This window comes from Desulfomicrobium salsuginis (genome assembly GCF_054657795.1).
The window spans coordinates 1,434,600-1,449,628 of the sequence record NZ_BAAHYA010000002.1; the positions used below are offsets into that span (position 1 = coordinate 1,434,600).

The following is a 15,029-nucleotide window of genomic DNA, read 5'->3' on the forward strand; positions in this document are numbered from 1 at the left end:
CCCCTCTCACAAAAAAAGGCAGGCCCCCTCGGGCCTGCCTTTTTTCTTTCCAGCTCTCTCCCGCCGTCATCCGCCCAGATAAGCGTGGATGACCCGCTCGTCGTTCAGGAGTTCCTCGCCCGTGCCCTGCAGCACGATGCTGCCGGTCTCCAGAACGTAAGCGTAGTGCGCCACCTTCAGGGCGGCGAAGGCGTTCTGTTCGACCAGAAGTACCGTCTTGCCCTGGGCGTTGATGACCTTGATGATCTCGAAGACGTCCTTGACCAAGAGCGGCGCCAGGCCCAGGGACGGCTCGTCGAGCATGACCACGTCGGGCGAGCTCATGAGCGCCCTGGCCACGGCCAGCATCTGCTGTTCGCCGCCCGACAGGGTGCCGCCCTTCTGGTTCTGGCGTTCGCGCATGCGCGGGAAGAGGTCGAAGACCCACTCCTTGTCCTTCTCGATGCCGTCCTTGTCGCTGCGGCTGTAGGCGCCCAGGTACAGGTTCTCGGTCACCGAGAGGTGCGGGAAGATGCGCCGGCCTTCCGGGGACATGACGATGCCGCTCTTGACGATCTCCACCGGGTCGAGCGTCGTGATGTCTCGGTCGTTGTAGGTGATTCTGCCCTTCTTGTTCTTGATGAGGCCCGAGATGGCCCGCAGGGTGCTGCTCTTGCCCGCGCCGTTGGCGCCGATGAGGGTCACGACCTTGCCCTTGGGCGCCTCCAGGGAGATGCCCTTCAGGGCGTGAATGCCCCCGTAATATACATGCAGGTCGCTGATCTTAAGCATATTTCACGTACTCCTCACCCAGATAGGCCTCGATGACCTTGGGGTTGGACTGGATGGCTTCGGGCCCGCCCTCGGCGATGGTCACGCCGTAGTCGAGGACCCACATGTGCTCGCACACGCCCATGACGACCTTCATGTCGTGCTCGATCAAAAGGATCGTCAGATCGAAGCGGGTGCGGATGGTACGGATGAAATCCATCAGTTCCAGGGACTCCTGGGGGTTCATGCCCGCGGCGGGCTCATCCAGCAGCAGGAAGCGCGGCTTCGTGGCCAGGGCGCGGGCGATCTCCAGGCGGCGCTGGGCGCCGTAGGGCAGGCTGTTGGCCTTCTCCTGGGCGATGCCGGCCAGGCCGACGACGTCGAGCAGTTCCATGGACCTGTCGCGGATCTCGCGCTCCTCGCGCAGGGACATGGGCGTCATGAGCACCGACTGGATCCACCCCGTGCGCTGGCGCACGAAGCTGCCGATCATGACGTTCTCGATGGCCGTTTCGTTGCCGAAGAGGCGGATGTTCTGGAAGGTGCGCGCGATGCCCGCGCGGCAGACCTGATGCGGCGACATGCCGGTCAGTTCCTTGCCCTCGAAGAAGACCTGCCCTTCGGTGGGCTTGTAGAAGCCCGTGACCATGTTGAAGCAGGTCGTCTTGCCGGCGCCGTTGGGGCCGATGAGGCCCGTGATGCTGCCCTGGGGGATGCTCGCGCTGAAGTCCGAGACGGCGACCAGGCCGCCGAAGCGCATGGTCAGTCCCTTGGTTTCGAGAATCATGCTCATGCCTTGCCTCCCTTGATGAGCCGGGCCACGGTGCCCCAGTGGATTTCGCGCATGCCCATGATCCCTTCGCGGCGGAAGAGGATGACGAGGATGAGCACCAGGGAGAAGACGACCATGCGCATGCCGGGAATGCCGGGCAGGGTCCAGTCGCCGATGGTCACGGGGTTCTCCACGAAGCGCAGCCACTCCAGCATGACGGTGATGCCCGTGCCGGCCAGGATGGAACCGGTGATGGAACCCAGGCCGCCGGTGACGACGATCATGAGCACGTTGAAGGTCAAGGTGAAGAGGAACATCTTGGGATCGATGGTGGTCAGAAGACTGGCCAACAGCGCCCCGCCCACCCCGGCGAAGAACGCGCCGAAGGTGAAGGACAGGAGCTTGATCTTGAACACGTTGATGCCCATGGCCTTGGCCGCGGTCTCGTCGTCGCGGATGGCCTTGAAGACGTTGCCTGTGTTGCTGTTCAGGATGCGGATCACGAAGTAGAGGGTCAGCAGGCACCATCCGTAGTTCCACCAAAGGTTGGCGTGGTCGGGGATGCCCTTGAAACCCAGCGCGCCGTTGGTCACGCGCGGGATGTTGTTGGCGATGACGCGCACGATCTCGGCGAAGCCAAGGGTGGCTATGCCCAGATAGTCGTCACCCAGGCGCAGCAGCGGCGCGCCGATGACCAGCCCGAAGAGGGCCGCCACGACCCCGCCGGCGATCACCGCCATCAGGAACGGCGCGTGGGAGTTCTGCACCCAGGGCAGGGCCTCCTGCAGGATGAAGAGCGTCTCCTTCTGCTCCGGCGTCATGATGAGGATGGAGCAGACGTAGGCGCCGATGGCCATGAAGCCGGCATGCCCGAGGCTGAACATGCCCGTGAAGCCGTAGATGAGGTTCAGGGACAGGGCCAGGATGATGTTCACGGCGATGAGGTTCAGGATCTGGATCTTGTAGCCGTCCAGATTCCCCTCGGCCCACCACAGGAAAAGCCCCAGGCAGCCGATCAGGACGAGGTTGAGCAGTATTGTCGTAGAGCGGTTCATCAGACCTTGTCCTCCGTCTTGACGCCCAGCAGGCCGGTCGGTTTGACCAGCAGGATGCCGATCAGCAGGACAAAGGCGAAGGCGTCGCGGTATCCTGCCAGATCAGGGAAAAATGCCACGGTCATGATTTCGATGAAGCCCAGGGCCACGCCGCCGATGACCGCGCCCTGGATGGAGCCGATGCCACCGAACACGGCCGCGATGAAGGCCTTGAAGCCGGGGATGGCGCCCATGATGGGCTGCAGCTGCGGGTACCGCAGGGCCCACATGATGCCGCTTGCCGCGGCCAGGGCCGAGCCGATGCCGAACGTCAGGGCTATGACCTTGTTCACGGACACGCCCATGAGGTAGCTCGTCTCGATGTCCTTGCTGATGGCGCGCATGCCCAGCCCCGCCTTGGTGTGGTACACGATGTAGACCAGGGCCAGCATGAGGAAGAGCGAGAGCAGCGGCACGAAGAGGGTCAGGGGCAGGACGCGCACGTCGCCCCAGAGCATGGGGTTCTCCAGCCAGGCAGGACGGTAGACCTGCCGCGGGATGGCCTGGAAGAAGACGATGGCCACGTTCTGCAGAAAAAAGGACACGCCGATGGCGCTGATCAGTGCCGAGATGCGGGGCGCGTCGCGCAGCGGGCGGTAGGCGATGCGGTCCACCAGGATGCCGATCCCCGCGACCAGGATGATGGATGCGACCATGGCCACAGGCCAGGGCAGGTGAAAAAGCGTGATGCCCCAGAACACGAGATAGGCACCGAGCATGAAGATTTCGCTGTGGGCGAAGTTGATCAGCCGCAGGATGCCGTAGACCATGGTGTAGCCGATGGCGATGAGCGCATACAGACTGCCGAGGGTCAGGCTGTTCAGGAAATGCTGGATGAATGTTGCCAGGTTCATGGAAGGTCCTTTTCTGATGGGCGGCAGGGGCCCAGGCCCCTGCCGCCGCCGCGCCCGAGGCGCGAAATCAGAGGATTAGAGTTCGGGGGTGATGCTGCCGACGTAGGTCTTCTTGCCACCCTTGATCATGACCAGACCGACGGGCTTTTCGGCGTCGTGGGTCTCGTTGATGGTGGTGGTGCCCGTCACGCCGACGAAGCCCTTGGTGGCGGCCAGGGCGTCGGTGATGGCCTGGGGCTCGGCGGAGCCGGCGCGCTTGATGGCGTCCATGATGATCATGTAGGCGTCATAGCCCAGGGCGGCGTTGACGTTAGGGTCCTTGCCGGGGTTGGCCTTGGACCAGTCGGCCGTGAACTTCTTGGCCACGGGGTTCATGTCGGGCATGGACGGATCGTAGGGGAAGGTCGTGTGCATGAAGCCTTCCACGGCGTCGCCGCCGATGGCGGTGATTTCGGGGTTGTCCATGGCGTCGCCACCCATGATCTTGAACTTGGAGCCCAGTTCCTTGGCCTGCTTCATGATGATGGCGCCTTCGGCGAAGTAGGAGGGGATGAACAGGACGTCAGGTTCCTTGGACATGATTTCCTGCAGCTGGGCAGTGAAATCCTGGTCGCCGGACTGGTAGTTCAGGGTGGCCACGATCTCGCCGCCCATCTTGTTGAAGGACTTCTTGAAAAAGTTGGCCAGGCCCACGGAGTAGTCGTTGGCCACGTCGATCAGCAGGGCGGCCTTCTTGGCGCCCAGGTCCTTGAAGGCGTAGGTGGCTGCGCCGGCGCCCTGGAAGGGATCGATGAAGCACACGCGGAAGATGTACTTCTTGCCCTGGGTGACCAGGGGATTGGTGCAGCTGGTGCCGACCTGGGGGATGCCGGCCTTTTCGGACACTTCACCGCCGGCCATGGCCAGGGAGGAGCCGTAGGTGCCGATGATGGCCTGGACCTTCTCCTTTTCGATCAGGCGCTTGACCGCGTTGGCGGACTCGACCTTGTCGGACTTGTTGTCAACGACGAACAGCTCGACCTTCTTGCCCATGATCTCGCCCATTTCCTTGTGGGCCATCTGCACGCCTTCCAGTTCCAGCTGGCCGCCGAAGGCGTTCTGGCCGGTCAGGGGAAGAAACACGCCGATGCGGACGGTGTCGTCGGCAGCCAGGGACATGCCGGCAAAGCCGCAGACCATGGCCAGAACCAGAGACAGGACTACAAGTCTTTTCATCTCAAACTCCTCCAGTGAATGTTGAAATCCGACATACCTCGCGGGGTGGTACCGGCACCTCAGCGGCGCCGGACACTGCGAGTCTGCCATGGGAACGGAAGCACAACGCTCCGGCCCCTTTTCTCCCCATCCGGACGAACCCCTCAGGGTTCCTGCGCAGCAATAATCCTTTTCCTACCAGGACACCACTGCGGAAATCTTCTTTGCCAGTTCCACAAGGTAGCCGGCGAAACGTTTCTCGAACTCCTCCATGGAATAGCGGTCCGTGGAGGAGTCGAAGCTGACCCCGCCCACCACCTTGCCCGTGCGCAGGCTGTACAGGGGGGCGCCGATGGCGATGAGCCCAGGCACGAACTCCTCCCGGTTGCGCGTGTAGCCGCGCTCGGCGGACTCGCGCAGGTCGGCCAGCAGCGCCTCAGGAGATGTGACGGTCTTGTCGGTCTTGGGCGAAAGCTCCAGCCGACCCACGAGGGCGGCGAGATCGCCCGGATCCATGAAGGCCATGGCCGCCTTGCCCGCCGCCAGGTAATAGGGCTCCGAGCCGTAGCTGAAGGAGCGGAAGGCCTTGGTGTCCTGGGACTCGCGGCGGTAGATGAGGTAGATGGCGTCGCCGGACAGGATGCCCACGTCGATGTGCACGCCGTGACGCTCGTGGGCGGCGTCGACCTGGGTCTTGACGGCGCGCTCCAACTCGCTCTTTTCGAGCATGGCGTGGGCCAGGGCCAGCATGCGCACGCCCAGACGGTAGAGGCCCGTGCGGTCGTCGCGCTTCAGGAAGCCCAGCTCGCAGAACGTGTTGACGTATCTGTATATGGAAGTCTTGTTGATGCCGGTGCGGCGGGAGATCTGGGAAAGGGTGTAACCGACGTCGTCATCGCCGAAAATATCGAGGATCCAGAGGCCCTTGGCCAATGTTTCGGAACTGTTGTCCTTGCCTGCCATGGATTTCCCGTTTGACGCCGCAAATACGCTGAAAGAATGGACCCAGCTGGATAACGGACGACTCGTTCCGCTGAGCGAACTCATAATTTGTATCGCGAAACGGGTAGTAAAAAAAAAGGCCGATTGTCAATATGAACTCACGACCGTTGGTAGGGCTGGATATTCGACGGCTTCTCAAGGCGGCAAGACGGCATGGAATGAAAGCGCGGTTTTTGCGGCGCTACGTTCGCATCGCGTTGACCGCACCCGCCTCAACCTGCGCTCTCTCGGCCAGGGCGCGGGCCGAATCGGTATCCGCCCTCTCCCTGCGCGATCTTGCCTCGGCCAAGTCCGCCTCTGTTCTGGCCCTGTTGGCCTCGATCAGGCCTACGCGGGCGTCGCGGCCGAAGTGCAGGACACCCTGGAACAACGTGATGGCCGCCGCGCTTCCGCCGGCGACCACCGCGGCGGTGATCAGAATGCCGACCTGGGTCGGCTGGATCGACCCGTCGGAAGCGGGAAACAAGCGTGACAGCACATCGAAGTCGACGTGCCGGCACGTGTACCAGGCGACCAGAAAGGCGATGGGACTCTTGAGGCCCTCTATCCGCTCGGAAGCCTTGCGGAACCAGTGGTATTCGAACACGAGCGCCAGGGCGCGCTCCAGGAGCAAGGCCAGGGCGACGAGCAGCGCCAGCGCGCCGCTGACGTCAAGCAGTCGCGCATAGGCCGCGTCGGGTGCGGACAACATGCACACCTCCGTTCGTTTCACGTATCCGGCTCAACCCGGTCCTGTCAGGCGCGAACATGCCGGACGGCAAGACGCCTCACATGACCACGCCGTAGAGTTCCGTGAACGCCTCCCGCGCATAGGCGTCGGAAGCGTAGCCGAAGCCGTGGTCGCCCCATCTCTCGCCCCAGGTGTTGCGGACGACGAAACCCTCGCGGTCGTAGCCGACGAGGGCCACAGCATGCCCGCCGCCCGCCGTATCGGCCCGGTAGGCTTCGAGCCTTCCCTTGTTCTCCGTGGCACGGTACCACGTATCGTCAACGTTCAGACGGGTCAGGATGGGCCCGTTGAAGGCGATCCACTCCCTCCACTTGCGCGGGTCCGTGCCCAGGGAAAAATAGCTGGATATCTTGAAACGTGCGGCCAGAGCGTAGAAGGAGTTAGGACGGCCCTGAAAGAGGGACGCCTCGCCGAACGGCAGAACGGACTCGGGCACCGCGCCGAACTTGCGGACGATGTCCAGGGCCGTCTTGATGCTGGTCCCGGCAATCTCGATGAACGTGGTCGGGAAGGACGTGTACTCGTCGACCTCTTTGGCAGCCATCCAGAGATACCGGGCTGAAAGCCTCTCGAAATCGGGCAGCAGGCCCGCCTTGACGAAATGCCATCTGAGCACGGAATTGGCCGCCGCCCACCCGACGCAGGACCCCGTCTCGCCCTGATCGTCCACCTCCCACCACAGCGGTTCACGCAGGTCCCTGGATTCGGGCAGGGGCTGCTCCATGTCCGTCAGGTCCGCTGCCGCGGCGTCCTCGAAAGTCCAATCCGATGCCGTGTTCCGGGATGGCGTGCAGTTGAGAATACGCGTTCTGAATTCAGCCACGGTTCCCTCCTTCGTATCATTTTCTTATTAAGAATATGAAGTTGAGCGCGGAAAGTGAATCCGAGGACACTTGTATATTGAAATTGCAGACACTACATACTTTACATAATTTCCAGCAGCTGGAGAGTTGTGTCCGTGTGGGATGCGCACGCAGGGCGAACACGGCCACGACACCCATCCGCCGGGATTGCGAACCGAAAAGGAGTGACTACCAAGACGTGTACGAGCGGAAACGAGCCGTACGGGCCGGTCATCCGCATCGGACGGGAAGGCCTTCGACCGGGGGACGGGAAAGTCGGGCGCCCCAGCCGGGAGAACGGCGGCGAAGCGCTCCTGGATTTACGTGCCCGACCCTGATAGCTAGACACAGCAGGCGACGAACAATCACTCCACACAGGAGAAACCATGGACCTTCAGTACTGGCATTGGCTTGTTTTCGGCATGATTCTCATCATTGCCGAGCTCTTCGTCCCGAGTTTCACCATCTTCTGGTTCGGTCTGGGCGCCCTGGCCGTCGGGGGGCTCCTGTGGGTCGTCCCGGCCCTGGGGCTGACGGCCCAGCTTCTGCTCTGGGCGCTGTTTTCAGCCCTGCTGACGGCCTTCTGGTTCCTGGTCATGAAACCGCGCATGACCGACAAGACCCGCGCCGGCATGTCCCGCGAGGCCCTGCTGGGCGAAACCGGCCAGGTCATCCGGGAACCCGAGGGCGACCGGCGCGGTACCGTGCGCTTCTCCAAGCCCCTGCTGGGCTCCGATGAATGGTCCTTCATCTGCGACGAACCCGTCCGCGTCGGCGATCGCGTCCAGATCCGCGACGTTTCGGGCAACACGCTGATCGTTGCCACGAAAAACAAGTAAACCAAGGAGATACCCCCATGCTGACCCCAGGTCTGACCGTTGTCCTTTTCCTGCTCGTGCTCGTCATCGTGACCATCGCCATGGGCGTGCGCCTCGTGCCCCAGGGGTACAAGTACGTGGTCCAGCGTCTGGGCAAGTACCACACCACCCTGGCCCCGGGCCTGAACATCATCATCCCCTACATGGACACCGTGGCCTTCAAGGTGACCACCAAGGACATCGTCCTGGACATCCCGTCCCAGGACGTCATCACCCGCGACAACGCCGTCATCATCACCAACGCCGTGGCCTACATCAACATCGTCTCGCCCGAGAAGGCGGTCTACGGCGTGGAGGACTACCGCGTCGCCATCCAGACCCTGGTCCAGACCTCCCTGCGCTCCATCGTGGGCGAGATGGACCTGGACGATGCCCTGGCCTCGCGCGACATGATCAAATCCAAGCTCAAGGAGGCCATCTCCGACGACATCTCCGACTGGGGCATCATGCTCAAGACCGTGGAGATTCAGGACATCAACCCGTCCCAGACCATGCAGCGGGCCATGGAGGAGCAGGCCTCGGCCGAGCGCGCCCGCCGCGCCACCGTGACCCGGGCCGAGGGCGACAAGACCGCGGCCATCCTGCAGGCCGACGGACGTCTGGAAGCCTCCCGCCGCGACGCCGAAGCCAAGATCGTCCTGGCCGAGGCCGACAGGAGTGCCATCACCAAGGTGGCCGAAGCCGCCCAGAGCGGCGAACTGCCCCTGGTCTTCCTGCTGGGCCAGCGCTACGTCGACGCCATGCGCAAGATGGGCGAGACGGACAACGCCAAGATCGTCATCCTCCCCGCCGACCTGCCGGCAGCCGTGCGCGGCATCATGGGGACGCTGGGCAAATAGCCGAAGCCCCCTCCTCTTGCCGAAACTGCGCGGCCGGCATCCCCCGGCCGCGCATCTTGAAATTTCCATCCCCCCTTCAGTCCGCACAAGGCATGCAGGCTAACGACCGCACATCGCCGGCATGCGTGCGAAGACGGCTCGCAGCTTGCCCACGCTTCCTCCCGACACCCCGGCTTCATCCGCCAGGACAGGCCACTGTTCCACCGCTGCCCGGACCTCTTCGTACATGGCGGCCATGTCCTTGTCCCTGAGGCCCTCGCCTTGGCCCACGGCCCACATCTCGCGTCTGCCCGGCGCCTTGCCCTCCCCTCGCACGGTCATGGAGTGCTCTCCGCCCGGGCCGGGGGCAAAGGTCAGGTCATAGGCTGGCGCCAGCCGCCAGTCTCCGGACTCGTCCAGGCAAAAAGAGACGTTCTTGACGTGATCGTCCCGGTTGTGGGTCAGGACGTTGAAAACCATGCGCCGGAAAGCCTGACGGAGATCCTGGTGGTTTTTGGTCAGAATGCGCACGACCTTGAGAAAATCGGCATAATCGCAACTGGGCACGCGGAAGTTGGAATGGATCAGGTTGCCCAAGGTGTGCGTGTGAACGCGTCGGCCTTCCTGGCGGTCAAAGCGCCGCACGCCGAAAAAGCGTTCCTTCCCGACCTCGAAAAGGCGCGTTTCCGGCATGACGAGCCCTGCGGCGGCTGCCATGCGGGCATAGGCGAACTCGATGGGGCCGGAGTCCCGGTCATCCTGCCGGGCCGGAAACTTGATGATCCAAGGCGAAAATCCCTCGGGCAGTTCCCCGTGCCCAGAGATCAGCCTGTCACCCTGCACGCCGACCAGCACCTTGGGCCGTGCTCCGCCCGGGCTTCCTCCGGCCCGTTGCAGCAGGGGCAGAGCGCTTTGCACATCCCCGTCCAGAACCTGGACCGCTTCCCGTGCCAGGCGACCCAGGTCGAAGCTCTCGTTCAGGTCGTCCTCGCGCGGCATGGCCGGTTCATAGACCAGCGCGCCCATGGTTTCCGAGCCCAGGTAGGCCAGGCGCTCCAGAATGCCGACCTCGTGGGGATCGCGACCGGCACGGCGGAAGGCGCGGTCCATGAGCAGAAGCCCCCAGCCATCGGGCAGGGAATCATCGAACAGGCCGAACAGCGGGCCGAAGGCGCGGTCCGTGTGTTCGTGCAGACCGGGCAAGGGCGGCAGCTTGAACGGCGAAAGCCATAGGGGCGCGCGCAAAAACTCTGGATCGTACTCGAAGAACACGCGGCCCAGGCTTTCGGCCAACTGGCCCACCTGCCTCCTGTCTTCGGGAGTGTACTGCAAGAGGACCCGTAGTTTGTTCATACTCGCCCCCGCTTGGGTGCATTTTCCTGCAAGGATTCCAGTTCCTCGATGGATGCGGCGGGGGCAGGGGCGAACAGGGAGGTCAGTTCCTCCAGCCGGTCCAGGGTGAAGGCCAATTTCAGCAGATTTTCCAGGGAAACATGCCCGGTGCGCTCGAACCGCTTCACGGACGCCTCGCTCACGCCGGACCGTTCGGCCAGGGTGGCGCGTTTCCAGTTTCGGCGCAGCCGCAGAGCCTTGACCCGTTCGGCCAGTCGGCGGGCAACGTCTTCGGGAGTGTGCAGGGCAAAAACATTCATGAGATAAAATAAGATCCTTTAATGATATTTTTTGCAATTAATAGATCTTATTTTGCCTTTTGTCCATTCACGTCAGAGCCTCTCCGCAGAGAGTGACAACGCGCCCTCCCCGCGCTATGCGGAGTACCGTTCGGGACGACGTCCCACTGCAACCCTCAACCCCGGAGTCTGGATGTTCAGCGCATCACAGGATTTTGTCGGCACGCTCCGCAGGGGCGACGCCCGGTGATCTGACCGGGTCCGTGGCCCCTGCCCCGTCCTCAACCCGCGCATCACGAGGAGGAGCATCATGGGCTACACCAACGCCACGGAAGTCTTGCCGAAAACCGTTCTGGAGGCAGTGCAGAAATATATCGATGGCCAGTGCGTGTACATCCCGCGCCGGGATGACCGCAGGAAGGCCTGGGGGGAGCGCACGCAGACGCGCGCGAACATCAAAGCCAGAAACCGCGAAATTCATGCCCGGCACGGCCGGGGCATGGGGGTGCGGGAGCTGGCAGAAGAGTTCTTTCTCTCGCCCAAGACCATCGCCAGGATTCTTCGCGCACGAACCGCCGGAAGGTGAACACAGCGCCACGGGTCAGCCCCGTGGCGCTTTTTCGTTTCACAACCGTCCCGGGGCGCGACGAACGCGCAGCAATCGTGTACTCCGCGATCAAACAAACACGGAGATGCGACCATGACCTTTGACTCGACCACGCTATTTTCCCGCCAATACCAGCTTGAAACCATGATGGGGCCCAACTGCCTGCGCATCCTGGACGAACTGCTCGCCCGCGCAGGCCTCCCGCCCGAAGCCCGCGTGCTGGACCTGGGCTGCGGCATGGGCCTGACCTCCATGGCCCTGGCCAGGGGCTACGGCTGCACCGTGACCGCCGCCGACCTGTGGATCCCGGCCGAGGACAACACCCGGCGCTTCGCCGAGGCGGGCCTGACGGATCGCGTCACGGCCGTGCACTGCGAGGCCCGCGCCCTGCCCTTCGAGCCGGAGTCCTTCGACGCCGTGATCTCCATCGACGCCTGGCACTACTTCGCCGCGGACTCGGCCTTCCTGGGCACGCACCTGCTCCCGCTGCTCAGACCCGGCGGACTGCTCGCGGTCGGCGTCCCCGGCCTGCGCCACGCCTTCGACTCCGTGCCGGCCGACCTGCGCCCCTACTGGGTGGACGGCATGAACTTCTGCACCCTGCAGTGGTGGAGAGAACTGTGTCTGCAATGCACGGGCCTGACCCTGCGCGACGCCTTCGACATGACCTGCCATGACCGGGCCTGGGCCGAATGGCTGGAGAGCGACAACGAGCACGCCAAGACCGACGTGGTCATGATGGGCATGGAAGGGGGCCGCTACTTCGCCACCCACGGCCTGATCGGCGAAAAACGAAGCTGGTGAGGCCCGGCATGACCCTGGAGCGTCTTGGATTCGATCACTGGTTCGCGGCCCGGACCCGAGACATGGACGGCCGCTCCCCGGCCCGGGTCTGCGCCGTGGACCGCGGCTCGTATCGCGTACGGAACGAATCGGGCGAGGTGGAGGCGGAGCTGTGCGGAAAGCTCTCCTTCATGACCGACCGGGCGGAGGACCTGCCCTGCGTCGGTGACTGGGTGTCGGCACAGTATTACGACAACGGCCGGGCGGCCTTCATCCATGAGGTCCTGCCGCGCAGGGCCTTCCTGCGGCGCAGGGCCGCGGGAGAGAGCGGCGCGGAGCAGACGATCGCGGCCAACGTCGACACGGCCTTCATCATCCAGGCCTGCCACTTCGACTTCAACCCGAACCGGCTGGAGCGCTACCTGGTCATGGCCGCGGACGGCGGGGTCCAGCCCGTCGTCCTCCTGACCAAGACGGACCTGCTCGCCCCGGGGGAAGCGGAGCGCATGCGCGCCCTCGTGGCCGCCGTGACCACGGCCCGGGTCATGGAGATCAGCAGCGTGACCGGCGCCGGGTACGACGAACTCCACGCGGCCCTGCAGCCGGGGAAAACCCACTGCCTGCTTGGCTCCTCGGGCGTGGGCAAGACGACGATCGTCAACCGCCTGCTGGGGCTGGACGCCTTCGCGACCCGCGCCGTCAGTGGCACTGGCGAGGGCACCCACACCACCACACGCCGCCGGCTCATCCTGCTCGACTCCGGCGCCATGCTCATCGACACGCCCGGCATGCGCGAACTGGGCGTCCTCGGCACCGGGGACCGCGTCGACGCGGGCTTCGGGGAGTTGGCCGCACTGGCCGCGGACTGCCGCTTCGCCGACTGCACGCACCAACGCGAACCCGGTTGCGCCGTGCGGGCAGCCATGGAGCGCGGCGAACTGCCGCCGGAACGTTTCGCCAACTACACGAAGCTCAAGAAGGAGTCGGACCACGCCGCCATGTCCGCCCTGGACAGGCGCAGAAAAGACAAGGCCTTCGGCCGCATGGTCAGGTCGGTCCAAAAACGGCCCAAGGGCTGAACAGTCCCGGCCTCACCCGCAGCCCGCATGTGAATCCGTCACGGACCGCACGCACCCGAAAAACAGCAGGGCCCGCTTGCCATCGAAAACGGGCCCTTGCTTTTCTCGCGCAGTGCACTCCGGCATCACCGGGAGCGGTTCATTTCCCAGGCATCTTCAGATGTTCCAGGACCTTCTGGTGCGCCTGCTTCGACTTCTCCGTCTCCAGGGACGGGATCTCGTCGCGGTCCACGTAGCGGATGGCCGCGCAGGGGCACATCTCCACGCAGGCCGGACCCATGCCGACCTGGCGGCGCTGGGCGCACATGTCGCACTTGGCGACCATGACCCCGCGGTCCGTCTCGAACATGGCGCTGTGGGGGCAGGCCAGGATGCAGTTCTTGGTCTGGCAGCCGCGGCAGAGCATGGGCTGCAGGATGACGGCCCCGTCCTTGTCCTTCTTCAGGGCGCCGCGCGGGCAGGCGTTGGCGCACTTGGGGTTCTCGCAGTGCAGGCAGTACAGGGGCACCATGACGCCGTCCACGGTGCGCGTCATGTGGATGCGCGAGGTGTCGTGGGTGAAGCGGCACACGTATTCGCAGGTCTCGCAGCCGATGCACAGGCTGTAGTCGATGTAGAGGGTCTTGCCGCAGCTCATGCCTGCCTCCCGAACCCGGCCTCGTTGGCCACGAGGTCGTTGTAGTCGTAGGCGTCCAGGCGGTCCTGGGCCTTGAGGTCCAGCCAGTTGGCCAGGGAGCGGGCCGCGCGCAGGCCGCTGTAGACCGCCTTGCCGATCTTGCTCGGGCCGCTCAGGGCGTCGCCGGCCACGAAGACGTTCTCGATGGCCGTCATGTGCAGCCAGCGCACCTCTCCCTTGCGCACGTTCTCCAGGCCGAGTTCCTTGGCGAAGGGCGGCGTGGCCACCTCGCCGATGGCCGCCACCACCAGGTCCACGGGCAGGACGATGGTTTCCGGCCCGTCCTTGCCGGGCCGCGAAATCTCGATGCCCTCGACCCTGCCCTCCCCCAGGACCCTCAAGGGTGCACTGCGCTCCAACCACTCCACGCCCATGTTCTTCAGCTGCTCGACCTCGAAGGAGCCGCACGGGGCCTCGCGGCTCGTTCGGCGATAGATGTGGTAGACCTTGGCCGCACCGAGGTGGATGGCGCTGTGGGCGACGTCGATGGCCGAGTGGCCGGCGCCGATGACGGCCACGGCCTTGCCCTGCACGTCGGGCAGCTTGACGTTGGGCGCGCTGTATTTGACGGCGCGGATGGGGAAGAGGAACTCAAGGCCCGAAAACACGCCGGGCAGACCCTCGCCGGGGATGCCCAGCTTGCGGGAACGCCAGGAGCCCGTGCAGATCATGATGGCGTCGTGCTTCTTGACCATGTCGCCGAAGCCCAGGATCTCGCGGCAGAAATGGTCGCCCTCCTCGTCGTGCAGGGGGCCGCTGCAGCAGATCTTGGTGTGGGTGTGGAAGATGACGCCGCCCTGCCGCTCCAGCCTGCGCGCGCCGAGGTCGATGCGTTCCTTGGGGATGCGGTAGCCCGGGATGCCGAAGAGCATGAGGCCGCCGGGCTTGGGCAGCTTGTCGTAGACCTCCACCTGGTAGCCCAGGCAGGACAGGTAGCCCGTGGCGGCCAGGCCCGACGGGCCGGCGCCGATGATGCCGACGCTGCGGCCGTTGGGCATGGCCGGCTCGGAGCACAGAAAATTGAAGTTGATGGGGTCCATGGAGTCGCTCCCTTTGGCTGGATGCACGTATGCTCAACGTCTGTGCCGGGGCCGGTGCTTTGTCAAGAAAGAGCAATCGTTCACAAGGGTTCGGTCCGCGGCGCGAGGAAAACACGCGTTTTTTGACATGGGTCAAAGCCGGGGGCGAGGCATCGACGTAAAGCTCTTTTCAACGGGGACGACATGGCCGTCCCGGCGCAGGGAAAAGAGCTTTTTTGACATGGGTCAAAGCACCCGGCGCGGGTTGCCCGTAAACCCCTTTCTCAACGGAAACGACAA

17 protein-coding genes are annotated in these 15,029 nt (G+C 64.2%); 5 read left to right on the plus strand and 12 right to left on the minus strand.

Translation table 11 applies throughout. The features are described from left to right. Positions 1-66: 66 nt before the first annotated feature. The 8 genes from ACYQ3G_RS13575 to ACYQ3G_RS13610 all read right to left on the minus strand — a co-directional run bounded on the left by ACYQ3G_RS13575 (position 67) and on the right by ACYQ3G_RS13610 (position 7,219). Entirely contained in the window at positions 67-771 is a 705-nt protein-coding gene (locus tag ACYQ3G_RS13575; RefSeq protein ID WP_459826460.1) for an ABC transporter ATP-binding protein, read from the minus strand. Then, positions 764-1,543, minus strand: coding sequence for an ABC transporter ATP-binding protein (locus ACYQ3G_RS13580; RefSeq protein ID WP_459826462.1), 780 nt, complete (start codon positions 1,541-1,543; stop codon positions 764-766). Before ACYQ3G_RS13580 ends, ACYQ3G_RS13575 begins: the two co-directional genes overlap by 8 nt. Further along, on the minus strand, positions 1,540-2,577 hold the full coding sequence (locus tag ACYQ3G_RS13585) for a branched-chain amino acid ABC transporter permease (RefSeq protein ID WP_459826464.1): 1,038 nt from the start codon (positions 2,575-2,577) through the stop codon (positions 1,540-1,542). Before ACYQ3G_RS13585 ends, ACYQ3G_RS13580 begins: the two co-directional genes overlap by 4 nt. Beyond that, positions 2,577-3,470: a branched-chain amino acid ABC transporter permease gene (locus ACYQ3G_RS13590; protein ID WP_028575909.1), complete on the minus strand. Its 894-nt coding sequence runs from the start codon at positions 3,468-3,470 to the stop codon at positions 2,577-2,579. Before ACYQ3G_RS13590 ends, ACYQ3G_RS13585 begins: the two co-directional genes overlap by 1 nt. A 75-nt stretch (positions 3,471-3,545) precedes the next feature. After that, positions 3,546-4,685: an ABC transporter substrate-binding protein gene (locus ACYQ3G_RS13595; RefSeq protein WP_028575908.1), complete on the minus strand. Its 1,140-nt coding sequence runs from the start codon at positions 4,683-4,685 to the stop codon at positions 3,546-3,548. 174 nt (positions 4,686-4,859) lie between these two features. After that, a complete protein-coding gene (locus ACYQ3G_RS13600) occupies positions 4,860-5,627 on the minus strand; it encodes an IclR family transcriptional regulator (protein WP_459826467.1) in 768 nt (255 codons plus the stop codon). A gap of 220 nt (positions 5,628-5,847) precedes the next feature. Further along, positions 5,848-6,357 carry a hypothetical protein gene (locus ACYQ3G_RS13605; RefSeq protein ID WP_459826469.1) on the minus strand — a complete coding sequence of 170 codons (510 nt, stop codon included), beginning with the start codon at positions 6,355-6,357 and terminating at the stop codon, positions 5,848-5,850. A gap of 76 nt (positions 6,358-6,433) precedes the next feature. Beyond that, on the minus strand, positions 6,434-7,219 hold the full coding sequence (locus ACYQ3G_RS13610) for a C1 family peptidase (RefSeq protein WP_459826471.1): 786 nt from the start codon (positions 7,217-7,219) through the stop codon (positions 6,434-6,436). A gap of 405 nt (positions 7,220-7,624) precedes the next feature. On the opposite strand from ACYQ3G_RS13610, the gene ACYQ3G_RS13615 reads away from it, so the two are divergent. Continuing rightward, positions 7,625-8,077, plus strand: coding sequence for an NfeD family protein (locus ACYQ3G_RS13615; protein WP_459826473.1), 453 nt, complete (start codon positions 7,625-7,627; stop codon positions 8,075-8,077). A 17-nt stretch (positions 8,078-8,094) separates the two neighbouring features. Further along, positions 8,095-8,955 (plus strand): SPFH domain-containing protein, encoded by an 861-nt coding sequence (locus ACYQ3G_RS13620; RefSeq protein WP_459826475.1) that lies wholly within the window; start codon positions 8,095-8,097, stop codon positions 8,953-8,955. Between the two features lie 99 nt (positions 8,956-9,054). Here the strand turns inward: ACYQ3G_RS13620 and ACYQ3G_RS13625 are convergent, their stop codons facing one another. Together ACYQ3G_RS13625 and ACYQ3G_RS13630 are read right to left on the minus strand one after the other, a co-directional pair. After that, positions 9,055-10,287: a type II toxin-antitoxin system HipA family toxin gene (locus ACYQ3G_RS13625; RefSeq protein WP_459826477.1), complete on the minus strand. Its 1,233-nt coding sequence runs from the start codon at positions 10,285-10,287 to the stop codon at positions 9,055-9,057. After that, positions 10,284-10,586, minus strand: coding sequence for a helix-turn-helix domain-containing protein (locus ACYQ3G_RS13630; protein ID WP_459826479.1), 303 nt, complete (start codon positions 10,584-10,586; stop codon positions 10,284-10,286). Before ACYQ3G_RS13630 ends, ACYQ3G_RS13625 begins: the two co-directional genes overlap by 4 nt. Before the next feature lie 289 nt (positions 10,587-10,875). On the opposite strand from ACYQ3G_RS13630, the gene ACYQ3G_RS13635 reads away from it, so the two are divergent. From ACYQ3G_RS13635 to rsgA, 3 genes are all read left to right on the plus strand, one after another. Then, the gene (locus tag ACYQ3G_RS13635; protein ID WP_459826481.1) at positions 10,876-11,151 is read left to right on the plus strand and encodes a CD3324 family protein; all 276 of its coding nucleotides are present in this window, start codon (positions 10,876-10,878) and stop codon (positions 11,149-11,151) included. Between the two features lie 114 nt (positions 11,152-11,265). Beyond that, on the plus strand, positions 11,266-11,976 hold the full coding sequence (locus ACYQ3G_RS13640) for an SAM-dependent methyltransferase (RefSeq protein WP_459826483.1): 711 nt from the start codon (positions 11,266-11,268) through the stop codon (positions 11,974-11,976). An 8-nt stretch (positions 11,977-11,984) separates the two neighbouring features. Continuing rightward, positions 11,985-13,034: a ribosome small subunit-dependent GTPase A gene (gene rsgA / locus ACYQ3G_RS13645; protein WP_459826485.1), complete on the plus strand. Its 1,050-nt coding sequence runs from the start codon at positions 11,985-11,987 to the stop codon at positions 13,032-13,034. A 139-nt stretch (positions 13,035-13,173) separates the two neighbouring features. Here rsgA and ACYQ3G_RS13650 read toward each other — a convergent pair whose 3' ends face one another. Both ACYQ3G_RS13650 and ACYQ3G_RS13655 read right to left on the minus strand, forming a co-directional pair. Continuing rightward, complete coding sequence (locus tag ACYQ3G_RS13650) at positions 13,174-13,671, minus strand: 4Fe-4S dicluster domain-containing protein (protein WP_028575900.1); 498 nt, start codon at positions 13,669-13,671, stop codon at positions 13,174-13,176. Further along, positions 13,668-14,750 (minus strand): FAD-dependent oxidoreductase, encoded by a 1,083-nt coding sequence (locus tag ACYQ3G_RS13655; RefSeq protein ID WP_459826488.1) that lies wholly within the window; start codon positions 14,748-14,750, stop codon positions 13,668-13,670. Before ACYQ3G_RS13655 ends, ACYQ3G_RS13650 begins: the two co-directional genes overlap by 4 nt. Positions 14,751-15,029: the final 279 nt, after the last annotated feature.